The sequence below is a fragment of the Sphingomonas aerolata genome (assembly GCF_023935825.1).
Lineage (GTDB): Bacteria > Pseudomonadota > Alphaproteobacteria > Sphingomonadales > Sphingomonadaceae > Sphingomonas > Sphingomonas aerolata.
Map to the genome: position 1 here is coordinate 2,955,938 of NZ_CP098762.1, position 24,452 is coordinate 2,980,389.

Sequence of the window (24,452 nt, forward strand, 5' to 3'; positions counted from 1 at the left end):
GCACCCGGCCCCTCAGGCCGTGCGGTACCGCCACAACAACAACGGCCGCGCGAGCACCAGCCCCGCCAGAAACCCGCCGATATGCGCGCCGACCGCGATCGACCCATTGGCCCCCACCGACGCGCCGAACCCCGCGACCCCCATCATCAGCTGGATGCCGATCCACGCCGCGGCCAGCCACAGCACGTGTACGACCCCCGCGGGCACCGGTCCGATCGCGCGCGCGCGTCGCTCACCATAGAGCAGCGCATAGGCGCCCACGACCGCCGAGATCGCGCCGCTGGCGCCGACCATCGGTGCGATCGATCGGGGATCGAGCACCCATTGCCCGGCGGCGGCGAAATACGCGCCGACGATGTAGAGGACGACGATCTGCATGGTGCCGATCGCCCGCTCGACGAACTGTCCGCAATAGACCAGCATGACGAGGTTGAGCGCGAGATGCGCCCAGCCGCCATGGAGCAGCGCCGCGGTCAGCGGCGTCGCCCAGGCGGGGATCGCAAAGTTGTGACCGCCCGCCATGCCGAGCTCGGTCAGCCGAAGCGGGATGAAGCCCGCATTCACCACCCAATAGGGCAGCGCGCCGGTCACCAGCAAAAGCCCCGAGATCACGACCGTCACGATCGTGATGATCGCCGTCGCCCGCGTCTCGAAAAATGTCATGATGCCTAGATGAACTCGATCTTGGAGACGACGTAATAGCGCTCGCCGGCGGGCACCGTGACCTCGACCTCTTCGTCGAGCTTGCGCCCGATCAGCCCGCGACCCAGCGGCGAGTTGTACGAGATCCGGCCGGTCTTGGCGTTCGCCTCAGTCTGGCCGACGATCTGGTACTTCACCGGCTTGTCGTTCTCGTCGAGCAGCGTAACGGTCGCGCCGAACACGACCTTGTCGCCCGAAAGCTCCTTGGGGTCGATGATCTGCGCGCGGCTCAGCTTGTCCTCGATGTCCGAGATCGAGGCCTCGACCTGGCCCTGACGCTCCTTGGCGGCGTGATATTCGGCGTTCTCCGACAGGTCGCCATGCGCCCGCGCTTCCTCGATCGCATCGACGATCGTCGGGCGTTCGGCCTTGAGGCGCTTCAGATCCGCGGACAGCGTCTCATAGCCCTCTTGCAGCATTGGCATCTTTTCGACGGTCGCCATATCTCGTCCCCAATTCATTACCCAACGCAAGCCGTTACGCGGCCCGCTCACACATCACGCTCTCATGTCGGGATCAGTTGTGCGACTGCGAATAATAGGATTGCAAGGGCCGTACTTCAAGGCTGTGCGTCGAAAGCTTCGCGATCGCCTTGGCCGCCTCGAGCGAGGCGGGGGCGGTCGTGAAGTAGGGAATCCGCTGGCCGAGCGCGGACGCGCGGATCGGCTGCGAGTCCTTCAGGCTCTGCCACCCCTCCGTCGTGTTAAAGATCAGCGCGATGTCGCCGTCCTTGATCCGGTCGACGATATGTGGCCGTCCCTGCGCGACCTTGTTGACCGTCTCCACCGGCAGGCCGGCGCGGGCGAGATGCTCCGCAGTGCCCCCGGTCGCGACGATCGAGAAGCCGGTGTCGACCAGTGCCTTGACCGCCTCGACGATCATCGCCTTGTCGCTGTCCTTCACGCTGACGAAGACGCTGCCCTTGGTCGGCAGGATCGTCCCCGCCCCCAGCTGTGCCTTGGCGAAGGCGATCGTGAAATCGGGATCGATTCCCATGACTTCGCCGGTCGACTTCATTTCCGGTGACAGCACGGGATCGACGCCGGGGAACTTGTTGAAGGGGAACACCGCCTCCTTCACCGCATAATAATCGATATGCCGGTCGATCTTGGGCAGGTCCTTCAGCTGCTCGCCCGCCATCACGCGCGCGGCGATCTTGGCGATCGGCGCACCGATCGCCTTGGCGACGAACGGCACGGTCCGCGATGCGCGCGGGTTGACCTCGATCAGGTAGACCAGCCCGTCCTTGACCGCGAACTGGATGTTCATGAGGCCCACGACCGACAGCGCATGCGCGAGCGCGACCGTTTGCCGCTCGATCTCGGCGACGATCTCCGCCGACAGCGAATAAGGCGGGATCGAGCAGGCGCTGTCGCCCGAATGGACGCCCGCCTCCTCGATATGCTGCAGCACGCCCGCGACGACGACATCGGTCCCGTCGCAGATCGCGTCGACATCGACCTCGATCGCATCGCGCAAATACTGGTCGATCAGCACCGGCGAGTCGCCCGACACCTGCACCGCGGTCGCGATGTAATGCTCGAGCTGCCCCAGCGTATCGACGATCTCCATCGCCCGCCCGCCGAGCACATAGCTCGGCCGCATCAGCACCGGATAACCGATCCGCTCGGCCGCAGCGACCGCCTCGTCACGGCTGCGTGCAAGCCCGTTGGCAGGCTGCAACAGCCCCAGCTTGGTGATCAGCGCCGCGAACCGCTCGCGGTCCTCCGCCAGATCGATCGCGTCGGGCGTCGTCCCCAGGATCGGGATCCCGGCCGCTTCCAGCGCGCGCGCGAGGTTCAGCGGGGTCTGCCCGCCGAATTGCACGATCACGCCGACCAGCTCGCCCTTCGACGCCTCTACATGCAGGATCTCGAGCACGTCCTCGGCGGTCAGCGGCTCGAAATACAGCCGGTCGCTGGTGTCGTAATCGGTCGACACGGTCTCCGGGTTGCAGTTGACCATGATCGTCTCATAGCCCGCATCCGCCAGCGCGAAGCACGCATGGCAGCAGCAATAATCGAACTCGATCCCCTGCCCGATCCGGTTCGGCCCGCCGCCGAGGATGACGATCTTCTTCCGGTCGGTCGGCGCGGACTCGTTCTCGGGCTCGCCGAAGCTCGGCGCCTCGTAGGTCGAGTACATGTACGGCGTCTTCGCGTCGAATTCCGCCGCGCAGGTATCGATCCGCTTGAACACCGGCCGCACGCCGAGCTTCAGGCGATGCTGGCGCACCTCCTCCTCGGTCACGCCACCAGTCATCGCCTTGACGACCTCGTGGATCAGCCCCGACCCGCGCGCGATCCCGCGGTTCATGCCGCGCAGATTGGCGGATTGCAGCGCGAGCCAGGCGAGCCTTTTGTCGCTGAACCCCATGCTCTTGAGACGCCGCATGCCCGGCGCGTCGATCGGCAGCCCGTCCTTCATCACCTCGGCCTCGGCCGCGATGATCTCGGCGATCCGCTCAAGGAACCACGGATCATACTTCGCGATCGCGTGCACCTCGGCGACGGTGAAGCCCTCGCGCAACGCCTGTGCGGCGACCAGCAGCCGGTCGGGGGTCGCGACGGCCAGCGCCGCCTCGATCTCCGCGCGCGGCGCGCCGACCAGATGGTCGACCTGGTTGAAGCCCGACAGCCCGGTCTCGAGCCCACGCAACGCCTTCTGCATCGATTCGTGGATGTTGCGGCCGATCGCCATCACCTCGCCGACCGACTTCATCGCGGTGCCGAGCGTGCTCGACGCACCCTTGAACTTCTCGAATGCGAAGCGCGGGATCTTGGTGACGACATAGTCGATCGTCGGCTCGAAGCTCGCGGGCGTCGCGCCGGTGATGTCGTTTTCGATCTCGTCGAGCGTGTAGCCGACCGCTAGCTTGGCCGCGACCTTGGCGATCGGGAAGCCCGTTGCCTTCGACGCCAGCGCCGACGAGCGCGACACGCGCGGGTTCATCTCGATGACGACGAGCCGGCCGTCCTTCGGATTGACTGCGAACTGGACGTTCGAACCGCCTGTTTCGACACCGATTTCCCGCAGTACCGCGATCGATGCGTTGCGCATGATCTGGTATTCCTTGTCGGTCAGCGTCAGCGCCGGCGCGACCGTGATCGAGTCGCCGGTATGGACGCCCATCGGATCAACATTCTCGATCGAGCAGATGATGATCGCGTTGTCCTTGCGGTCGCGCACCACCTCCATCTCATACTCTTTCCAGCCGAGCAGCGATTCCTCGATCAGCACCTCGGTGGTCGGCGACAGGTCGAGCCCGTTGCGGACGATCGCGATGAACTCCTCGCGGTTATACGCGATCCCGCCGCCCGATCCGCCCATCGTGAAGCTCGGCCGGATGATCGACGGAAGCCCCGTCTTTTCAAGCCCTTCGAGCGCTTCCTCGACAGTATGTGCGATCGCCGAGCGCGCGCTTTCCAGCCCGATCCGGTCCATCGCGTCGCGGAACTTCAGCCGGTCCTCGGCCATGTCGATCGCATCGGCATCCGCGCCGATCATCGTCACGCCGAATTGCTCGAGCGTACCGTCATGGAACAGCGCGAGCGCGGTGTTGAGCGCGGTCTGCCCGCCCATCGTCGGCAAGATCGCGTCCGGGCGTTCCTTCTCGATGATCTTGGCGACGATCGCGGGCGTGATCGGCTCGACATAGGTCGCGTCGGCCAGCTCGGGATCGGTCATGATCGTCGCGGGGTTCGAATTGACGAGGACGATCCGGTAACCCTCCTCCTTCAACGCCTTGATCGCCTGCGTGCCCGAATAATCGAACTCGCACGCCTGGCCGATGACGATGGGTCCTGCGCCGATGACGAGGATCGAGGAGATGTCGGTGCGTTTTGGCATTATTTCTCTTCATTCTCGCAAATTAGCGGGTCAGTGGTCATCGCTACGGCCAAATGACGCGTTTGGGCGGAATAGATCAGGCCACCGACAGATCGGTAGGGAATGTTTATACCAGCGCGCAGTCTGGCGAACCGAATACCTTTGGCAGTAGCGTCCGCCTCTACCGTCCATTGCGGCTGCTTCTTCGCTTCGGTCAGAAACGCAGAGAGCTGAGCCGGGTCACCGCTTACTATTAGGAATGATGACCCTGATTTTACGTCCGCCGCTTGCACGCAATGGTAAGCTGGAGGGGGGAGCGCCTGCATTATGCGTTCCTCAGCTGACCCACAAACCGCTCGAACAGATACAGGCTGTCCTGCGGCCCCGGGCTGGCCTCGGGATGATACTGCACCGAAAACGCCGGCTTGTCGGTCAGCTCGAGCCCCGCATTCGACCCGTCGAACAGCGACACATGCGTCTCGCGGACGTTCGCCGGCAGGCTGTCGCGCTCGACCGAGAAGCCGTGGTTCATGCTGGTGATCTCGACCGCGCCGTCGGACAGGCGCTTGACCGGATGGTTGGCGCCGCGGTGGCCCTGGAACATCTTGGTCGTGGTCGCGCCGACCGCGAGGCCGAGCAGCTGGTGGCCCAGACAAATGCCGAACAGCGGCTTGCCCGTCTCGAGAAGCTCGCGGATCACCGGCACGGCATATTCGGCGGTCGCGGCGGGATCGCCGGGGCCGTTCGACAGGAAGATGCCGTCGGGGGCGAGCGCCATAACCTCGTCATAGGTCGCGGTGGCGGGCACGACGGACACCTTCGCGCCGGCGGCGACGAGGTTGCGGAAGATGTTGCGCTTCGAGCCATAGTCGATCGCGACGACATGCGGGCGGGCCGCACTCGCGACGGGGGCATCGCCTTCGCCCGGCGCGAACGATTGAGGCGACGCATCCCCTTCCCCGTTCGTGCTGAGCGCAGTCGAAGCACCGCTCTCCCCATAGCCGAACCCAAGCCGCCACGTGCCGCCCGGCGCCTGATCCCCCCAGCCATAATGCATCTCGGTCGACACGCCCTTGGCGAGGTCCATGCCCTCGAGCCCCGGCCAGCCCCGCGCCATCGCCAGCAGCGCGGCGACGTCGAATTCGCCGCTCGCCGAATGCGCGATCACGCCGTTGGGCGCGCCGCCGACGCGGATCCGCCGCGTCAGCGCGCGCGTGTCGATCCCCGACAGGCCGATCCGCGCATGCCGCTTCATCCAGCCATCGAGCCCCTCGACCGCGCGGAAGCTGGACGGCTGCGTCACGTCCTCGCGGACGATGATGCCCAGCGCGTGCGGGTCGTCCGCCTCGATATCGTCGGGGTTCGCACCGACATTGCCGATATGCGGAAAGGTGAAGCAGATCATCTGCCCGGCGAAGGACGGATCGGTCAGCACCTCCTGGTAGCCGGTCATCGCGGTGTGGAAGCACACTTCGCCGACCGCCTCGCCCTCGGCGCCGAACCCGCGCCCCCAGATCACGTCGCCATTGGCAAGCACGAGCACGCCGGTCGCACCGGCGGGCTTTGCCGAAGACATGGGTGTAGGCTGGGCGTCGGCCATCAGGCTGGGCACTCTCTTTACGTTGACGATGTCGCTAAGTGGTGTCCGCTAAGGCCGGCGTGCCGCAGCGTCAATCTGTTAAACCTTGGCTCGACGCGCTATCGCGTCCGGCTATCCCGAACCGCCTGAAAGACCCGTATATGATTCGCGACGACATCAAGGCCGCGCAGCTCACCGCGATGAAGGCCGGCGACAAGGAGAGCCGCAACGCCATCTCGTTGATCCAGGCCGCAATCAAGAACCGCGACATCGAGGCGCGGACCGGCAAGGCACCCGAAAGCGACGACGCGCTGGTGATCGAAGTGCTCCAGAAGATGGTCAAGCAGCGCCGCGAGTCGATCGAAATGTTTTCGAACGGCGGCCGCCAGGAACTCGCCGACGCCGAGGCCGCGGAGGTCGCGGTGATCGAACGCTTCCTGCCAGCCCAGATGGACGAGGCGGAAACGACGGCGGCGATCCTCAAGATCAAGGACGAGCTCGGCGCGACCGGCATGAAGGACATGGGCCGCGTCATGGCCGAACTGAAGGCGCGTCATGCGAGCGAGCTGGACATGAGCAAGGCGAGCGGCCTGGTGAAGGCGGCGCTGTCCTAAGAAGATTTTTTCGCGCGGAGGCGCGGAGGCGCGGAGGTGTTGCGCTCGGGGCTTCTGCTGCGCGTCAGCGCAAGTATTGCTCTTATCTGCCGCTGCGCGGCGATAGTGGGGCGCATCCGCTCCCGGCGGACGCACCCCCTCCGCGCCTCCGCGCCTCCGCGCGAACAAACCCTGCTTCTTCTCCTCTTCGGATTGCAGGTATCACTCCAATAGTGATACCGAGCTATACTCGCGCGCATGGCCCTGACCCCGCAATTTCTGGACGAGCTGCGCGGCCGCACGTCGCTGTCGGCGCTGATCGGCAAGACCACCAAGCTCACCAAGGCCGGGCGCGAGCACAAGGGCTGCTGCCCGTTCCATAACGAGAAGACGCCCAGCTTCTACGTCAACGACGACAAGGGCTTCTACCACTGCTTCGGCTGTTCCGCGCATGGCGACGCGATCAAGTGGATGACCGACCAGCGCGGTCTGCCGTTCATGGACGCGGTCAAGGAGCTCGCCCAGGCCGCCGGGCTCGACATGCCCGCGATGGACCGCCAGTCCGCCGCCAAGGCCGAACGCGCCAAGGGACTGCACGAGGTCATGTCCGACGCCGCCGACTGGTTCGTCGAGCAATTGAACGGCCTGGCGGGCAACGACGCCCGCGCGCTGCTCGACCGCCGCGGCATCACGCCGGAGACCGCCCGCGCGTTCGGCATGGGGTTCGCCCCCGACAGCCGCGGCAAGCTGAAAGCCGCGCTGAAAACCTATGGCGATCCGATGCTCGTCGAATCGGGCATGCTCATCAACGTCGAGGGCAAGGACCCGTATGACCGGTTCCGCGGCCGGCTGATGATCCCGATCCGCGATCCGCGCGGCCGGACGATCGCGTTCGGCGGGCGCGTGCTCGACGGCGGCGAGCCCAAATATCTCAACTCCCCCGACACCCCGCTCTTCGACAAGGGCCGCACGCTCTACAATCTCGACCGCGCCGCCCCCGCGTCGCGCAAGTCGGGCCGCGTGCTGGTCGTCGAGGGCTATATGGACGTCATCGCGCTCGCCCAGGCCGGCTTTGGCGAAGCGGTCGCACCGCTCGGCACCGCGCTGACCGAGGCACAGCTCGAACGGTTGTGGCGGATGGTCGACGTCCCCCTCCTCTGCTTCGACGGCGACAGCGCAGGCCAGAAGGCAGCCCTCCGCGCCGCACACCGCGCGCTCCCCCTGCTCGCCCCCGGCCGCAGCCTCGCCTTCGTCACGCTCCCGCAGGGCCAGGACCCCGACGATCTCGTCCGCGCCGGCGGCCCCGGCGCGTTCGAGGCGCTGCTGAAGGCCCCCGAACCGCTCGTCGACCGCCTCTGGGCGTCCGAAGTCGCCGCCGAGGCACTCGACACCCCCGAACAGCGCGCCGGCCTCAAGCGCCGCCTCCACGAGCTTGCCGAGGGCATCGGCGATCCGTCGGTGAAGCAGGAATATCAGTCCGAGTTCAAGGACCGCTTCTACAAGCATTTCAAACCCGTCCGCGCGCCCTTCGTCCCCCGCGGCGAACGCCCCAAGGGCGGGTGGAAGCCGCCTTCCGCGCCGGTCACCGAGGACGCAAAGGCCTTCCTCGCCACGGGAATCGACCGCGTGCTGGCAAAAGCCGTGCTCGCCGGGCTGATCCGCCATCCGGTCGAGATCGCCCGCCACATGGAGGTGCTGGGGCCGCTGCAACTCATCGACGGCGCGCTCGGCCGGCTGTTCGAGGCGGTCGTGGATGTTGCACTTGAGGACCAGAAGCTTGATAGCGGCCGCTTGCTCACCATATTGGCGAGGTCCGGTTTCAATTCAGTCGCGAGTGACCTGTTGCGAGCCGATACGATGCCCTACTCGTTCACGCAGACCACGGCCGACCCCGACCGCGTCCGCGCCGACCTAGACGAGGCGATCGCGATCATGGTCGCGCGTCCCGAGGTCGATGCGGCGCTCAAACAGGCGACCGCGGCGATGCAGACGCACTTCACCGAAGATGCGTTCGAACGACAAGTGGCAATGGTAAGAGAGAAACAGGCGTTGGAAGTCCGACTTGCAAATCTTGTACAGTCGAACGAAGACGCCCGAGCGTTGGGTACCGAGGGCGATTGATGGCTAAGGCGAACATGGCGGAACCCGCCGAGACGAACGACACCGGCGATGCGCCACTGATCGACATGAACGATGCGTCGATCAAGAAGGTCATCGCGCGCGCCAAGAAGCGTGGCTACATCACCTATGATCAGCTCAACGAGGCCTTGCCGCAGGGCGAGATGTCGTCCGACCAGATCGAGGACATCAGCGCCGCGCTGAGCGAGATGGGCATCAACATCGTCGACAACGACGAAGCCGGCGAGGAAGGCGAGGCCGAGCCCGCCAAGGACGACGACGACGAGCCCGAGGCCGCCGACGCCGAAGCCGACACAGGCCCCGCGATCGAGAAGAAGAAGGAGACCGTCGATCGCACCGACGATCCGGTCCGCATGTATCTTCGCGAGATGGGCGCGGTCGAGCTGCTCAGCCGCGAGGGCGAGATCGCGATCGCCAAGCGGATCGAGGCGGGTCGCGACACGATGATCCTCGGCCTGTGCGAATCGCCGATCACCTTCAACGCGATCATCGACTGGTCGACCGCGCTCAACGAGGGCACGATGCAGCTGCGCGAGATCATGGATCTCGACGCGATGCTCTCGAAGGACCCCGCGCCCGAAGCCATGGCCGAGGACGGCGAGGCCGACGACGGCGAGATCAGCGAGAAGAACGCCGGCCCCTCGTTCAAGGAAGAGGCCGAGCCCGAAGAGCCCTCCGCCGACGAGGATGAGGACGGCGAGCGCCGCGCCCCGCGCGCGTCGGACGACGAGGAGGAGGACAACACCCTCAGCCTCGCGCAGATGGAGGAACAGCTCAAGCCGATCGCGCTCGAGCGGTTCGCCAACATCACCGCGCTCTACAAGAAGTTCAGCAAGATCCAGCAGAGCCGCGTCGACGCGATGGGCATCGGCGGCGATTTTTCCGCGGCCGACGAGCGCAAGTACCAGAAGCTGCGCGAGGAGCTGACCGCCGAGGTCGAGAGCGTCCAGTTCCACAACGCCAAGATCGAATATCTCGTCGATCAGCTCTATGCCTATAACCGCCGCCTGACCGCGCTGGGCGGCCAGATGCTGCGCCTCGCCGAGCGCCACAAGGTGCCGCGCAAGGACTTCCTCGATCGCTATATCGGGCACGAGATCGACGAGAACTGGCTGGCGACGGTCAACAAGGTCGACAAGAAGTGGACCGCGTTCGTCGCCAACGAGAGCGAGGCGGTCGAGCGCATCCGCGCCGAGATCGCCGACATCACGCAGCAGACCGGCATGGCGCTCACCGAGTTCCGCCGGATCGTCAACATGGTCCAGAAGGGTGAGCGCGAGGCGCGTATCGCCAAGAAGGAAATGGTCGAGGCGAACCTGCGTCTCGTGATCTCGATCGCCAAGAAATACACGAACCGCGGTCTTCAGTTCCTGGATCTCATCCAGGAGGGCAATATTGGCCTGATGAAGGCGGTCGACAAGTTCGAGTATCGCCGCGGCTACAAGTTCAGCACCTATGCGACCTGGTGGATCCGCCAGGCGATCACCCGCTCGATCGCCGACCAGGCCCGCACGATCCGCATCCCGGTCCACATGATCGAGACGATCAACAAGCTGGTCCGCACCAGCCGCCAGTTCCTCCACGAGCAGGGCCGCGAGCCCACGCCCGAGGAAATGGCCGAGCGCCTCTCCATGCCGCTCGAGAAGGTCCGCAAGGTGATGAAGATCGCCAAGGAGCCGATCAGCCTCGAAACGCCGATCGGCGACGAGGAGGATTCGCATCTCGGCGACTTCATCGAGGACAAGAACGCGATCATCCCCGTCGATGCCGCGATCCAGGCGAACCTCAAGGAAACCGTCACGCGCGTGCTGGCGAGCCTCACCCCGCGTGAGGAACGCGTGCTCCGGATGCGCTTCGGCATCGGCATGAACACCGACCACACGCTCGAGGAAGTCGGCCAGCAGTTCAGCGTCACCCGCGAGCGCATCCGCCAGATCGAGGCGAAGGCGCTGCGCAAGCTGAAGCATCCGAGCCGGTCGCGGAAGATGCGGAGCTTCCTCGACCAGTAAGGGTTGCGGAATTTCTGATCGAACGAACGGGCCGCGGTGGAAACATCGCGGCCTTTTTCGTTATCGTACCGGGGTCAATGCGAGACAGCATCGGCTCCCATATCCCCCGAACAACGACAAGCCGGCGTTCGCAAGACACCATGCCCTCCCCTGTTCTCCCGCGAAGGCGGGAGCCCAGTCTGGATCCCCGCCTTCGCGGGGAAACAAGTCTTAGGTGTCCGAAAGGGATGGCCGCCGAAAGCATCCGCGCTAGCTTGCGTGAACTCCACGCCCCCTCTGCCCGCCGGCACTTCTCACATTTCCGCTATGTTATCCTAGACAGTGTCGATGGTAGATCATTTGGCAACTGTGACACGTTATGAAACGATCGAGAACCACGCACGATAATGCAGGTCGCGCTAAGCGCGTCATATTCGCTTGAGGTTTGGACCGGGAATACGGGGTACAACCCGCTCACGGTCGCCTGCACGACCCTCTCGCAAGTCTCTATCAGTCGCTTTTTTGACCATCGGCGCTTAGTAACCGGTCAAACCACCTAGCCTGCCCGCTATTTCATCAACCTTACTACTCGCGTAGTCCCCGGTGCTCTGAACATCATCGACACGGCTAGATATGTCGGTTGCAAACAGCCAGGCTGCTATGAGTGCACATACGGCTAAGCCAGACGACTTGCGATTATTCGATCTCATCGGGCCGCTCTACAAGTAAATCGGCGCGGGTTGCCCGAACCCCGATTGCTGCCAGCACGCAAAGCCCTGCTAATGTCATTGCTTCCTCGATGCCATTAGCCGCTGCAAATCCAAACAGCACAAAGCCCAGCCAAAGAATGGCCTCGCCTAGTCTGAACCGCTTTAATGCCTTCATATTTCCCCCTTACCGACCTCGGCCCAAACACCGAATCGATACTGTCAGCTTGGGTCGCAGTTCCTCCTTTGGCAATGGCGCTTGCCCTACGTCACGAAAGCGCGTCTGTTACGACCTAGTTTGCTGAGAGGGTATTACGTGCTTTCGCTTTGGAATACCGTTAGTCCGTATCAGGTTCAGTTATGGAGCTTGGCAACCGTCCTATTCGCGACAACCGTCAATAGGTTTGCTCGGTTGCGCCCCAGGATTTATTACAGCATTCATCACTCTTCTAGTATTCTAGTCAATGAACCTCGACTGGACGCTAAGGGGAGCATCCTTTCACCGAATCAGATAGTCCACATGGCATCTATAGTCGTAGAAAATGGGGGCATTAGTACCGCCAAGGCTTTGGAAATCGCGTTCGCGTTCAAGCCTAAGATCATGAACGTATCCCCCCGTCGTGCATACTCAGAATCAACAAGCCCGCTGGGCGGTCATTCAATAAAATTCGACAGTATTGCACCGAGCGAACAGACTAAGATTGATATCATGTCGATCAATGAGGACCTCCCGATACTAACCGCTGTTCGATCTGACGAGTGTCAGGGAAAATATATAATGATGGCACCTCAGAGGATATGGCCAAGCTGGTTTACGCGATCCATTGGCGTGGTGCTTCTTATTGGTGCAATATCATCTGTTTATCTGCTCATTCGACTTATACAAACGATTGCTTATTGATCGATGAAGCCTCGCCTCTACTAGTACGGAGAGCTAACACAACGGCCCCGACGCCGAAATAGACACCCTTTTTCAAATGATTACGGGGATATTATCCGGCCACGCTCAGTTCCACCGATACAGCCTCGCGGAGCGATAACTGCGGTCGAAACTACCCGATAATGCCGGTAAAGCCCCGCCATGCCCCGCCTGATCCTCTTCAACAAACCCTATGACGTCCTCAGCCAGTTCACCGACGAGAAGTCGCCGACGCCGCGCGCGACGCTGTCGCAGTTCGTCGATGTGCCCGGCGTCTATCCGGCGGGGCGGCTCGATCGGGACAGCGAGGGGCTGTTGCTGCTGACCGACGACGGCCGCCTCCAGGCGCGGATCGCGGATCCCAAGTTCAAGCTGGCCAAGACCTATCTCGTGCAGGTCGAGGGCGAGGCGGGCGAGACCGCGCTCGATGCCTTGCGCCAAGGCGTCGTGTTGAAGGACGGCCCCACCCGCCCCGCCGAGGTCGAACGGATCGACGCGCCCGACCTCTGGCCGCGCGTACCGCCGATCCGCGTCCGCGCGAGCATCCCCGATTGCTGGCTGAGGATCACGATCCGCGAAGGCCGCAACCGCCAGGTCCGCCGGATGACCGCGGCGATCGGCCACCCGACGCTCCGCCTCGTCCGCTGGAGCATCGGCGACTGGACCCTGACGGATCTCGCCCCCAGCCGCTGGCGCGACGCCTGACCCGGCCCTGCGCCGCCCGCCTCAACACCACGGCCCACGATCCACACGGGCCACCACCCCACCCACACCGTCATCCTGACGAAAGTCAGGATCCAGGGTCACGAGGGCGGCCCTCCATGGCGCTCGTCACCACCCGGCCCGCTGTAAGGAACGCTGCTGGCCAAAATGCCGCAAAAAGCGCAGCCTGCCCGCATGGCCTGGTCTGATCCAGCCTCGACTCGCACCCCCGCCTCCGCGGCCGTCGGCTCATGCCCGACAGGGGGTCGTCACCCCCGCGCGAAAAAACGCGCTATCGTCTCAACATTCGCAACATTCGCGGCCCCTGCCCCTGCTTCGAACCCTGCCGGACGCCGGACGACAGGCACGAAAAAGGGCGCGGGGACCATCGCCCCCGCGCCCTCGATCGCGTCTCGCAGGACCCGATTACTCGGCGGCTGCGGTGCCCTTGGCGGGGCGCATGTCGCGACGCTCGGCGATACGCGCTGCCTTGCCGGTGCGGCCACGCAGGTAATACAGCTTGGCGCGACGCACGGCGCCCTTGCGGACGACTTCGATCGAATCGACGTTCGGCGAGTAGAGCGGGAAGACGCGCTCGACGCCCTCGCCGAAGCTCATCTTGCGCACGGTGAAGTTGCTGCCCATGCCTTTGTTCGAGCGCGCGATGCACACGCCCTCATAGTTCTGAATACGGGTGCGCTCGCCTTCGACGACCTTCACGCCGACCTTCAGCGTATCGCCGGGGCGGAAATCGGGGATCGTCTTGTTGGCCAGGAACTTCGCGATGTTCTCGGCTTCGATCGTCTGCAACAGGTTCATAGTCAGTCCTCGTGTCGCCGCGCGCCAGAGGGCGACTGGACCCGAGCGCCCTCATGGCGCTCCCAAAGGTCCGGTCGCCGTGACCGTGTATCGATCTCCGCGCAGCGTTTGCGCCATGCGTCGATCTTCGCATGATCCCCCGATCGCAGCACCTGCGGGATCGTGCGCCCTTCCCATATCTGAGGTCGGGTATAATGCGGATATTCGAGAAGCCCCGTTTCGAAGCTCTCGTCATCCCCACTAGAAGCCGCGCCCATTACGCCGGGCAGCAGCCGAATGCAAGCATCGAGCAGCACCAGCGCGCCCATCTCGCCGCCCGACAGGATATAGTCGCCGATCGACACCTCCTCGATCGCGCGCGCCTCGAACAGCCGCTCGTCGAACCCCTCGAACCGCCCGCACAGCACGGTGACGCCGGGCCCCTCGGCCAGCGCCCGGACGCGCTCCTGCGTCAGCGGCCTGCCCCGCGGCGTCATCGCCAGCACCGGCCGCCCGTCCGCGACGCTGTCGATCGCCGCGGCGACCACGTCCGCGCGGAGCACCATCCCCGCCCCGCCACCCGCCGGCGTGTCGTCGACCGAGCGATGCTTGTCGGTCGCGAAGTCGCGCAGCTGGACGGGCTCGCATGACCACCGCCCCTCCCCCAGCGCCCGCCCGGCTAGCGACGTGCCGAGCGGCCCGGGGAACATCTCGGGGTACAGCGTCACGATCGTCGCCGCCCAGGGCAGCTCGCCCGCCGCCAGCCGCGCCAGCCGCGCCTCCTCCTGCGCCGCGGCGAGGATTTGGGGCACGACGTCGGCGGGAAATTCACACCCCCGCGCCTTCAGCCATTTCAGGCGTGCAAGGAACGCGTCGGCGCTGTCCTCGACATACTCCGCCTCCACCCCGCACCGTTCCATGGCAGGCTCGGCGACCTGCGCGACGTACCGGCGCACCCCGTCCGCGGTGTGCGACGCATAGGCGTGGAGATCGCCTTCCGACCAACGACAATAGCTCATGCCGCACGCCGCTATCACTCCCGCGCCCGGCTTGCGATAGCGATCGAGCGTTTCGCCACCGGAACGGAATTGCCGCGCCGCGCTTATAGCGGGATGGACGATTGCATCATCATCGGCGCCGGCCCCGCGGGCCTCACCGCGGCGATCTATCTCGCGCGGTTCCACCTCTCGATCCGGCTGTTCGACTGCGGCAGCAGCCGCGCCGCGCTGATCCCCTGCACGCACAACCACGCCGGCTACCCCGAAGGCATCCGCGGCACCGACCTGCTCGCCCGGATGCTGGCACAGGCGGAGACCTATGGGGCGGTACGCGAGGCCGCGCGGGTCGATGCGATCGAGGTGGACGACGACGGCTTCACCGTCCGCCTCGGCGACCGCCGCGCCCGCGCCCGCAGCGTCCTGCTGGCAACAGGCGTCGTCAACAACCGCCCCGCCATGCCCGACGCGCTCCATGACGAGGCCCTGGAGGCGGGGCTGCTCCGCTATTGCCCGATCTGCGACGGCTATGAGGTCACCGACAAGCGCGTCGGCGTCATCGGCACTGGCGACCACGGCATGCGCGAAGCGCTGTTCCTGCGCGGCTACACCGCCGACGTCACCCTGATCGCCCCGGACGGCGGCCATGATCTCGATCCCGCCTGCGAGGCGGCCCTCGACGACGCCGGCATCATCCGCGTCGGCGGCCCTTGCGGCAACTACGCGATCGAAGACAGCCGGTTCGCGCTCGACACGGTCGACGGGCGTCTGTCGTTCGACAGCGTCTATCCGGCGTTAGGCTCGGTGATCCGCTCCGAGCTCGCCGTCGCGGCCGGCGCACGCGCGACCGCCGAAGGGTGCCTAGAGGTCGACGACCACCAGCGCACCTCGATCCCCGGGCTGTTCGCGGCGGGCGACGTGGTGAAGGGGCTCGACCAGATCAGCCACGCGATGGGCGAAGCCGGGGTGGCCGCCACGACCATCCGCAACATGCTGTCGGAGCAGCGCCCGATCCGGCGCTGACTTTGGATGCCTCACCGCGAAGGCGGGGCCCCCGCGTTCGTGAAAGAGCTAAGCTCGAAGGAACTATTCGGTAGCGAAAGACGCCTCGACTACGAGTCGTTCCGCATCCCACTCTGGAACCGCCTCAACGCGCATCGGCACCATGAACCGCTTTGCAGTCGGCCGTTCGATCTCGATCACGTCGCCCGCACCGAAATTATCGATTGCGACAACGCGTCCGATCGCCTCACCGTCGGTAGAGACGACGGGGAGCCCGATCAGGTCGGTGTGGTAATATTCGCCATCCTCGAGCGGTGGCAACGACGATCGCGGCACCGTCAATTCGGTCCCGCGCATCGCTTCTGCAGCGTTCCGATCGGCGACCTCGGCAAAGCGAGCGATCGTGCCGTTGTTGCCAGGGCGCGCCGACTTGAGCGTCAGCGTACCGTCGTTGAAACTCTTATAGCCCGACATGGTCTCGGCAAAGACCTTCAGCCGCACCTCGCCGCCGATGCCGTGCGCGCCGATCACGACGGCGAGCGTGACCTTATCCCTGCGCGGAGCCGGTATCGGGTCCAGGGGTGTCGTCGGCGCCTTCTGCGGGGTCGTCGGCGGAGACGCCTTCATTGCTGGCATCTTCGATGTCCTCGGGTGCGGGGGCTGTTCTGGGATCTGGATCGGGGGTCATCATGCGCTCCTTGTGGGTGATGGACCGACAAAGAACGCATGAACCGCCATTCGGGTGCGGACATCGCCCACCCCAAGCCGTCATCCTAGGCTAGACCCAGGATCCAGAGCCGAGGACGCTGCCGTCCCTGGCTCTGGATCCCAGCCCTCGCTGGGATGACGAGGAAGACGATCTTACGAAGCGGCTTCTTCAGTCTCGGCAGCAGGTGCCTCTGCGTCGGCAGCAGGTGCCGCCTTTGCCGCTGCTTCCGCCTCAGCAGCTTCAGCCGCCTTGGTCGCACGCTCTTCAGCGCGCTCGGTGGCCTTCTCGCCGGGCTTGCCCTTGTTCGGGTTGTTGCGTGCCGAACGCTCAAGAACGCCTGCTGCGTCGAGGAAGCGGGCGACGCGGTCGGTCGGCTGTGCGCCGACGCTCAGCCAATGCTTCGCGCGATCGGCGTCGAGCTGCACGCGCTGCTCGTTGTCCTTGGCGAGGAGCGGGTTGTAGTTGCCGATCTTCTCGATGAAGCGGCCATCACGCGGGCTGCGCGCATCGGCAACGACGATCTTGTAATAAGGACGCTTCTTGGAGCCGCCACGTGCGAGACGAATGTTGATTGCCATGATATTTTCCTTCGTTTTCTAATATTTCGCCCGGCAAACGCCAGGGTAATGGGGTTAAGTAAAAGGTTATTTCTTCTTCAGAAAATCGTCGAAGCCCGCAGGCAGCTGCGGCATCTTGCCGCCCAGGCCCGGTAGGCCGCCCCCGGAATTGCCCCCAGGGAGCCCACCTGCGCCGGCCTTGTTGAGCATGTCGCCCATCTGCGGCCCGCCGATCGCGTTACCGATTCCGCCGAGACCGCCGCCCATGCCGCCCTTGCCGAGCATCGCCATCATGCCCTTCATGCCGCCCATCTTCTTGATCTTTTTCATGGCGGTCGACATTTCGAGGTGCATCTTGAGCAGCTTGTTGACCTCCTGCACCGTGGTGCCGGAACCCTTGGCGATGCGGATCTTGCGCTTGGCGTTAATCAGCTCGGGCTTGGCGCGCTCCTTGATCGTCATCGATCCGATCATCGCGTCCATATGGACGAGGACCTTCTCGCCGCCGACCGAAGCGACCGCGCCCTGCGCCTTCTTCATGCCCGGGATCATCCCCGCCAGCGCACCGAGCCCGCCCATCCGCTGCATCTGCGCCAGCTGAGCACGCAGGTCGTTCATGTCGAACTGACCCTTGGCCATCTTGGCCGCCATCCGCTCGGCGTCTTCGGCCTGGATCGACTCCGCGGCGCGCTCGACCAGGCTGACGACGTCGCCCATGCCGAGGATACGCCCGGCGACCCGCTCGGGATGGAACGCCTCGAGCGCATCGAGCTTCTCGCCGGTACCCGCAAACTTGATCGGCTTGCCGGTAACCGCACGCATCGACAGCGCCGCACCACCGCGCGCATCGCCGTCCATCCGGGTCAGCACGATGCCGGTCAGCGGCACCTGGTCGGAGAAGTTCTGCGCGACGTTGACCGCGTCCTGGCCCGTCAGCGAATCGACGACGAGAAGGATCTCGGCCGGGTTCGCGACGTCGGCGACCGCCTTCATCTCGTCCATCAGCGCCTGATCGACATGGAGGCGACCCGCGGTATCGAGCATCAGGACGTCGAAGCCCTGCAGCTTGGCCGCCTGCATCGCGCGCCGTGCGATATCGACCGGCTGCTGGCCGGCGACGATCGGCAAGGTCGCGACCGAAATCTGCGTGCCGAGCGTCGCGAGCTGTTCCTGCGCGTTCGGGCGATTGACGTCGAGCGACGCCATCAGCACCTTCTTGCGATCACGCCCACCCGGCCCTGCCGACAGCCGCTTGGCGATCTTGGCGGTGGTGGTCGTCTTACCCGAGCCCTGAAGCCCAACCATCATGATGATCGCGGGCGGCGTGACGCCCAGATCGAGCTCGGACGCATCCGCGCCCAGCATCTCGACCAGCGCATCGCTGACGATCTTGACGACCTGCTGCCCCGGCGTGACCGAGCGCAGGACGTTCTGGCCGATCGCCTTCTCGGTCGCCTTCTCGACGAACTCGCGCGCGACGGGTAGCGCGACGTCGGCTTCGAGCAGCGCAACGCGCACCTCGCGCATTGCCGCGCGCACGTCCGCTTCGGTCAGCGCACCCCGGCCGCGCAGGCGGTCGAAGACGCCGCCAAGACGATCGCTCAGGCTTTCGAACATCGAGACACTCCCAATCACCATTACCGGACACATGACGACGCCCAACGCAAAAGCGCCGGCGGGCGAAACCTCGCCGGCCAGCGTGCATCCTTGGATGCTCGTCACATGTGCCCCGTAACGGAACGTGGCGTGCTGCTTACGCGACCCGGGCCGCCGACGCAAGCGACCCGTCCGTCGATGCGCTGCGACGGCGTCCAACGTCAAAGTCCCTCCCCGGCATATTGGACGGATCGACGCTCTTAACCGGTCCTACACTTATGCTATGTCATATGTGTGTCCGCCCCGACCTCACAGGCGATCCAGCCCATGACCGCACCGCCGGCGGCGACCCGTTCGCCCCGCACCATCAACCGGGAATTCGTCACCGGCGCCGTGACCGGGGCTGCAGCGTTGATGCTCGTCGGTACCGGCGGCGCTGTTCTGGTGAGCATCTTTGCCCGTCTGACGGGACGCAGTTCGGGTATCGACCAAGGTCTGGTTGTCGCCGTGCTGCTCAACGTCGCGCTGTTGCTGTTTGGCTGCCTGCGCTATCGCGCGCTCACTGCCGAGCTCAACGAGGCGACCGATGCGGGTCATCGCGCCCGCGTTCTGGCACAGCGGGATTCGCTGACCGGATTCCTCAATCGCCGCAGTCTGTCCGAAGATGGCGCGACCCTGTTCGGCAGCGCGAGACGCCGGGGCAAAGTGGTGGCGATGCTCACGATCGACGTCGACTTCTTCAAGAGCGTCAACGACATGCACGGCTATGCCGTCGGCGACCAGGTGCTCGTCCATGTCGCGGAAACGATCGCGGCCATCGCCCCCACATCAAGCCTTCTGGCACGCCTGGGCGCGGACGAGTTCGCCTGCGCCTTCGTCTTCGATCCGGCGCATCAAGGGGTGGCAGATCGAATTGCGGAGCGTCTCGTCACCGGCTTCGCGCGGCCCTTCCGTGCGAACGGCGTCGACATTCACGCCACCGTGTCGATCGGCGTCGCCCGCTCGGACGCAGACTGTGCCTCGATTGACGCGCTGTTGCGGAACGCGGACATCGCCCTGCACGCGGCCAAGACGGCGGGCCGCAACCGCCACGTCTGGTTCAACACCGCGATGGAGCAATCGCTGCAGGTGCGCGGTGAGCTCGAGTCCGGGCTCCGCCTTGCGGTCGCCGCGCAGGACATCATCCCCTATTTCGAGCAGCAGGTGGACCTCGCCACGGGGCTCACCACCGGGTTCGAGGTTCTAGCGCGCTGGGACCATCCGACGCGCGGGATGATCCCCCCGGACGTCTTCATCCCGATCGCCGAGGAGATCGGCGTGATTGGCGACCTATCGCTGTCTCTCATGCGTCAGGCCTGCACCGCGGCACGCGACTGGGATTCGGCGCTGACGCTGTCGATCAACATTTCACCGGTCCAGCTACGCGACGCGTGGCTGGCGCAAAAGATCATCAAGACGCTGGTCGAGACGGGCTTTCCCGCCAGCCGGCTCGAGATCGAGGTTACCGAAAGCGCGCTGTTCGACAATCTGGCGCTTGCCCAATCGATCGTCGGCAGCTTGAAGAATCAGGGCATCCGGCTGGCGCTCGACGATTTCGGTACCGGCTTTTCTAGCCTTGCGCATCTGCGCGCGCTCCCGTTCGACCGCATCAAGATCGACCACAGCTTCGTCGCGTCGATCCTCGACAATGCGGAGAGCATGGCGATCGTCAACACGATCGTCCGGCTTGGTGACAGCCTGAACCTGCCGGTCACCGCCGAGGGCATCGAGGATGCCGCGGTCGAGGAGCGGCTGCGCGCGCTCGGCTGTGCCAAGGGACAGGGCTATCTCTACGGTCGCCCCATGAACGCCGCGCAACTGCGCCGGCTGCTCGCCGAACAGCGTCTGCTCGCACACCAGCCCGATGGCGACTTCCCCCCGGTCCGCGGCATTGCACCACGACTCGCGGGCTGATCGCGAACCCGCTGCGCCCTGCACACGGACGCACCCACTGCCGAGCCGCCATCCTTACTCCAGCCCGGCGCTGCAAGCCGTGGACTTTGCCCCCCGCCCCTCCTAGATCGCGCATCATGCCGTCTGCCCCGCTGCCAGAGGTCGTCAGCCTCGGCTGCCGTCTCAACATCGCCGAAAGCGAGACCATCCGCGCGCTCGTCGCCGGGCGGGACATGGTCGTGGTCAACAGCTGCGCCGTCACCAATGCGGCAGTGAAGGCGACGCGGGTTGCGATCCGCCGGGCCCGGCGCGATCGCCCGGATGCGCAGATCGTCGTCACCGGATGCGCAGCGCAGATCGACCCGGGTGCCTTCGCGGCGATGCCCGAGGTCGATCGCGTGATCGGCAATGCCGACAAGCTCTCCCCAGCCGCATGGGCCACGCTCGCACCGGTGGTCGTCAGCGACATCATGCAGGTTCGCGAAACCGCGCCGCATCTGGTTGCTAGCTTTTCGTCGCATGCCCGCGCCTTTGTCGAGGTCCAGAACGGCTGCGATCATCGCTGCACCTTCTGCGCGATCCCGTTCGGACGGGGGCCAAGCCGCTCGGTCCCCGCAGGCGCAGTCGTCGACCGGATTGCCGGGCTGGTCGATGCAGGACACCGCGAGATCGTTCTGACCGGCGTCGACCTGACCAGCTATGGCCCCGATCTTCCCGGCGCCCCCACGCTCGGCCAGCTTGTCGAGCGCATTCTGCACGCGGTGCCGCGGCTCGAGCGGCTCCGTCTGTCGTCGCTCGACGGCATCGAGATCGACGACAGGCTCTTCGCGCTGCTCACGACCGAGCCCCGGATCATGCCGCATGTCCACCTCTCGCTCCAGGCGGGCGACGACATGGTGTTGAAGCGGATGAAGCGACGTCATTCGCGCGCCCAGAGCGTGGCGCTCGTCCAGCGGCTCAAGACCGCCCGTCCCGACATCGCGATCGGCGCGGACCTGATCGCCGGGTTCCCGACCGAGGACGAGGCGATGTTCCAGAACACGCATGCGCTGATCGCTGACTGCGACATCGTTCATTCGCACATCTTCCCCTATTCACCGCGGGCCGGCACCCCCGCCGCCCGAATGCCGCAGGTCGAGCCCGAGATCCGCCGCCGACGCGCTGCGATCCTCCGCGAGACGGGCCAGGCCGTTCACGCGGCATGGTTGCAGACGCTGGTCGGGACGACGCAGCACCTGCTGGTCGAACGTCCGGGCGACTCCGGCCATGTCGGAAATTTCGCGGAAGTCCTGCTGGACGCGCCTGCGGCACCGGGCGACATCCTCCGAATCACGATCACCGGCGTTCTGGGCGAGCGCCTGAGCGCAACACGGGAATCCCTATGAGCACCACCCCAAGCTGGCACGACAAACTCATCGGCGGCTTCAAGCGTACCTCTGACCGGCTCGTCGGCAATCTCGCTGGCCTCAGCGGTGCGCGGCTCGACGATGCGACGCTCGACGAGATCGAGGAGGCGTTGATCGCATCGGATCTCGGTCCTGAAACCGCCGGCCGCATTCGCCATCGGCTCGCCGAGGGCAGTTTCGAGCGCAACATGGAAGAGCTCGGCATCCGCGTCATCGTCGCGGAAGAGGTCGAAAAGGTCCTTGCCAAGGTCGCCAAGCCGCTCGAGATCGACGCCTTCCCGCGCCCTCAGGTGATCCTAGTGATCGGCGTCAACGGGTCGGGCAAGACGACCACCATCGCGAAGCTCGCCCATCTGCTGATGGAACAGGATTACGGCGTCATGCTGGCGGCGGGCGACACGTTCCGCGCCGCTGCGATCGGCCAGTTGCGCACCTGGGCCGAGCGCGTCGGCGTGCCGATCGTCACCGGACCGGAAGGCGGCGACGCAGCGGGCGTCGTCTGGGATGCGGTGAAGAAGGCGACCGAAACGGGGATCGACGTGCTGATCGTCGACACCGCCGGCCGCCTGCAGAACAAGCGCGAACTGATGGACGAACTCGCCAAGATCCGTCGCGTGCTCGGCCGTATCAATCCCGAGAGCCCGCACGACATCGTCCTCGTCCTCGATGCGACGACGGGGCAGAATGCGCTCCAGCAGATTGAAGTCTTCAAGGAGGTGGCGGGCGTGACTGGCGTTGTGATGACCAAGCTCGACGGCACCGCACGCGGCGGCGTGCTGGTCGCAGCGGCGGAGAAATACGGTCTGCCGATCCACGCGATCGGCATCGGCGAAGGCATGACGGACCTGCGCCCGTTCGACGCAAACGAGGTCAGCCGGATCATCGCGGGCGTCGAAAGCGTCCGAAAATAACACGCCGCCCCGCTCTCCGGTCTTACCGCAATTCCTGGATACAAAAGTGACCAAGCCCCCCCTGTCCCCCGGCCTGCGCATGGCGATCGATTATGGTCCGCTGGCGATCTTCTTCGCGGTGAACTTCCTCACCCCCGGCGCACCGATCGCGCGCGTGGTCACCGCGACGACCGCGTTCATCGTCGCGACGATCGTCGCGATGATCGTCTCGAAGGTAAAGGCGGGACATATCTCGCCGATGCTGTGGATGTCGGGTGCCCTGATCGTCGTGTTCGGCGGCCTGACGATCTATTTCCATGACCAGCGCTTTATCCAGATGAAGCCCACGATCATCTACGCGATGTTCGCCGCCATCCTGACCTTCGGGCTGGTGACCGGGCGCCCGCTGCTTCAGTCGCTGCTCGGCACCGCCTATCCAGGACTGACCGCCGAGGGCTGGCGCAAGCTCACGCGCAACTGGACCGTGTTCTTCGTGTTCATGGCAGTGTTGAACGAAGTCGTCTGGCGGAACACCACGTGGGATTTCTGGGTCGGCTTCAAGCTCTGGGGCGCGATCCCGATGACGTTGATCTTCGCCTTTGCCAACATCCCGATGCTGCTGAAGCATGGATTGCAAACGGGCGACAAGGCCGTCACCAACCTGCCGCCCGAAGGGTAATTATAAACCGTCATCCCGGTAAAGCCGGGATGACGGTAACGGGGTCGGCTCAGCCAGCGACCTTCGCGTAGCGCTCGCCGACGACATCCCAGTTCACGATATCCCACCACGCCTTCAGATAGCCCGGACGATCATTCTTGTACGTCAGGTAATAGGCGTGCTCCCAGACGTCGTTGCCGAGCAACGGCGTACCGGGCTCCTTGGCATCGTCCATCAACGGGTTGTCCTGATTCGGCGTGCTCGTGACCTTCAGCTTGCCGCTGTCATCGGCGATCAGCCACGCCCAGCCCGACCCGAACTGCCCCGCACCCTTGGTGTTGAACTCGTCCTTGAGCTTATCGAGGCTGCCGAAATCGCGATCGATCGCCTCGGCGAGCTTGCCCGACGGCGCCTGCCCCGTCTTGGCTGCCATCGTCTTCCAGAAGAAGTCGTGGTTCCAGAAACCGCCGCCATTGTTACGCACGAGCGGCGGCTGCGACGAGATCATGCCGAGAATGTCCTCGATCGACTTGCCCGCAAGCGCGGAGTCCTTCTCGACGCCCTCGTTCAGCTTGGCCGTGTATGCCGCATGATGCTTGTCGTGATGAAACTTCATCGTTTCCTGATCGATCACGGGCTCGAGCGCGTCATAGGCGTAAGGCAGCGGGGGAAGTTCGAAAGCCATCAGGAGTCTCCTCAAAGACAATGGGTGAATGGGGTCGGACGTCAAACGCCCGCGGCCCCCAAATGGT

General features: G+C 65.0%; 20 protein-coding genes. 9 read left to right on the forward strand and 11 right to left on the reverse strand.

From position 1 onward, the window contains the following. Positions 1–12: 12 nt before the first annotated feature. The 4 genes from NEF64_RS13335 to carA all read right to left on the reverse strand — a co-directional run bounded on the left by NEF64_RS13335 (position 13) and on the right by carA (position 6,130). A complete protein-coding gene (locus NEF64_RS13335; protein ID WP_056405546.1) occupies positions 13–663 on the reverse strand; it encodes a rhomboid family intramembrane serine protease in 651 nt (216 codons plus the stop codon). 5 nt (positions 664–668) lie between these two features. After that, positions 669–1,145 carry a transcription elongation factor GreA gene (greA, locus tag NEF64_RS13340; protein ID WP_031394601.1) on the reverse strand — a complete coding sequence of 159 codons (477 nt, stop codon included), beginning with the start codon at positions 1,143–1,145 and terminating at the stop codon, positions 669–671. A 73-nt stretch (positions 1,146–1,218) separates the two neighbouring features. Further along, positions 1,219–4,551, reverse strand: a complete 3,333-nt coding sequence (carB, locus tag NEF64_RS13345) for a carbamoyl-phosphate synthase large subunit (protein ID WP_056405545.1) — start codon at positions 4,549–4,551, stop codon at positions 1,219–1,221. Between the two features lie 304 nt (positions 4,552–4,855). Beyond that, complete coding sequence (gene carA / locus NEF64_RS13350) at positions 4,856–6,130, reverse strand: glutamine-hydrolyzing carbamoyl-phosphate synthase small subunit (RefSeq protein ID WP_056405544.1); 1,275 nt, start codon at positions 6,128–6,130, stop codon at positions 4,856–4,858. Positions 6,131–6,270: 140 nt separating this feature from the next. On the opposite strand from carA, the gene NEF64_RS13355 reads away from it, so the two are divergent. The 3 genes from NEF64_RS13355 (at position 6,271) to rpoD (ending at position 10,850) form a co-directional block, all read left to right on the forward strand. Then, positions 6,271–6,723, forward strand: coding sequence for a GatB/YqeY domain-containing protein (locus tag NEF64_RS13355; RefSeq protein ID WP_056405543.1), 453 nt, complete (start codon positions 6,271–6,273; stop codon positions 6,721–6,723). A 237-nt stretch (positions 6,724–6,960) separates the two neighbouring features. Next, complete coding sequence (gene dnaG, locus NEF64_RS13360) at positions 6,961–8,823, forward strand: DNA primase (protein WP_252573859.1); 1,863 nt, start codon at positions 6,961–6,963, stop codon at positions 8,821–8,823. Further along, positions 8,823–10,850, forward strand: a complete 2,028-nt coding sequence (rpoD, locus tag NEF64_RS13365) for an RNA polymerase sigma factor RpoD (RefSeq protein WP_031440180.1) — start codon at positions 8,823–8,825, stop codon at positions 10,848–10,850. Before dnaG ends, rpoD begins: the two co-directional genes overlap by 1 nt. Positions 10,851–11,525: 675 nt before the next feature. Here rpoD and NEF64_RS13370 read toward each other — a convergent pair. Beyond that, positions 11,526–11,714 (reverse strand): hypothetical protein, encoded by a 189-nt coding sequence (locus NEF64_RS13370; protein WP_252573861.1) that lies wholly within the window; start codon positions 11,712–11,714, stop codon positions 11,526–11,528. A 903-nt stretch (positions 11,715–12,617) separates the two neighbouring features. On the opposite strand from NEF64_RS13370, the gene NEF64_RS13375 reads away from it, so the two are divergent. Beyond that, the gene (locus tag NEF64_RS13375; protein ID WP_056405541.1) at positions 12,618–13,160 is read left to right on the forward strand and encodes a pseudouridine synthase; all 543 of its coding nucleotides are present in this window, start codon (positions 12,618–12,620) and stop codon (positions 13,158–13,160) included. 423 nt (positions 13,161–13,583) lie between these two features. Here NEF64_RS13375 and rplS read toward each other — a convergent pair whose 3' ends face one another. Beyond that, positions 13,584–13,976 carry a 50S ribosomal protein L19 gene (rplS, locus tag NEF64_RS13380; RefSeq protein ID WP_031395442.1) on the reverse strand — a complete coding sequence of 131 codons (393 nt, stop codon included), beginning with the start codon at positions 13,974–13,976 and terminating at the stop codon, positions 13,584–13,586. Positions 13,977–13,978: 2 nt separating this feature from the next. After that, positions 13,979–14,704, reverse strand: a complete 726-nt coding sequence (gene trmD / locus NEF64_RS13385; protein ID WP_056405684.1) for a tRNA (guanosine(37)-N1)-methyltransferase TrmD — start codon at positions 14,702–14,704, stop codon at positions 13,979–13,981. Positions 14,705–15,067: 363 nt separating this feature from the next. Here trmD and NEF64_RS13390 point away from each other — a divergent pair, with 363 nt between their 5' ends. Then, positions 15,068–15,973: an NAD(P)/FAD-dependent oxidoreductase gene (locus NEF64_RS13390; protein ID WP_252574950.1), complete on the forward strand. Its 906-nt coding sequence runs from the start codon at positions 15,068–15,070 to the stop codon at positions 15,971–15,973. 63 nt (positions 15,974–16,036) lie between these two features. Here NEF64_RS13390 and rimM read toward each other — a convergent pair whose 3' ends face one another. The 3 genes from rimM to ffh form a co-directional block, all read right to left on the reverse strand. Further along, positions 16,037–16,579: a ribosome maturation factor RimM gene (gene rimM, locus NEF64_RS13395; RefSeq protein WP_056405539.1), complete on the reverse strand. Its 543-nt coding sequence runs from the start codon at positions 16,577–16,579 to the stop codon at positions 16,037–16,039. 234 nt (positions 16,580–16,813) lie between these two features. Then, complete coding sequence (gene rpsP / locus NEF64_RS13400; protein WP_031396325.1) at positions 16,814–17,239, reverse strand: 30S ribosomal protein S16; 426 nt, start codon at positions 17,237–17,239, stop codon at positions 16,814–16,816. Between the two features lie 66 nt (positions 17,240–17,305). Beyond that, complete coding sequence (gene ffh, locus NEF64_RS13405) at positions 17,306–18,835, reverse strand: signal recognition particle protein (protein WP_056405683.1); 1,530 nt, start codon at positions 18,833–18,835, stop codon at positions 17,306–17,308. A gap of 306 nt (positions 18,836–19,141) precedes the next feature. On the opposite strand from ffh, the gene NEF64_RS13410 reads away from it, so the two are divergent. The 4 genes from NEF64_RS13410 to NEF64_RS13425 all read left to right on the forward strand — a co-directional run bounded on the left by NEF64_RS13410 (position 19,142) and on the right by NEF64_RS13425 (position 23,721). Beyond that, on the forward strand, positions 19,142–20,767 hold the full coding sequence (locus NEF64_RS13410) for a putative bifunctional diguanylate cyclase/phosphodiesterase (protein ID WP_056405537.1): 1,626 nt from the start codon (positions 19,142–19,144) through the stop codon (positions 20,765–20,767). A gap of 116 nt (positions 20,768–20,883) precedes the next feature. Continuing rightward, positions 20,884–22,131 carry a tRNA (N(6)-L-threonylcarbamoyladenosine(37)-C(2))-methylthiotransferase MtaB gene (gene mtaB / locus NEF64_RS13415; RefSeq protein WP_056405536.1) on the forward strand — a complete coding sequence of 416 codons (1,248 nt, stop codon included), beginning with the start codon at positions 20,884–20,886 and terminating at the stop codon, positions 22,129–22,131. Continuing rightward, positions 22,128–23,063 (forward strand): signal recognition particle-docking protein FtsY, encoded by a 936-nt coding sequence (gene ftsY / locus NEF64_RS13420; RefSeq protein ID WP_031396330.1) that lies wholly within the window; start codon positions 22,128–22,130, stop codon positions 23,061–23,063. The genes mtaB and ftsY overlap by 4 nt, the downstream gene beginning before the upstream one ends. A gap of 46 nt (positions 23,064–23,109) precedes the next feature. After that, positions 23,110–23,721: a septation protein A gene (locus NEF64_RS13425; RefSeq protein WP_261362605.1), complete on the forward strand. Its 612-nt coding sequence runs from the start codon at positions 23,110–23,112 to the stop codon at positions 23,719–23,721. 49 nt (positions 23,722–23,770) lie between these two features. Here the strand turns inward: NEF64_RS13425 and NEF64_RS13430 are convergent, their stop codons facing one another. Then, complete coding sequence (locus tag NEF64_RS13430; RefSeq protein WP_031396332.1) at positions 23,771–24,385, reverse strand: superoxide dismutase; 615 nt, start codon at positions 24,383–24,385, stop codon at positions 23,771–23,773. Between the last annotated feature and the right edge of the window lie 67 nt (positions 24,386–24,452).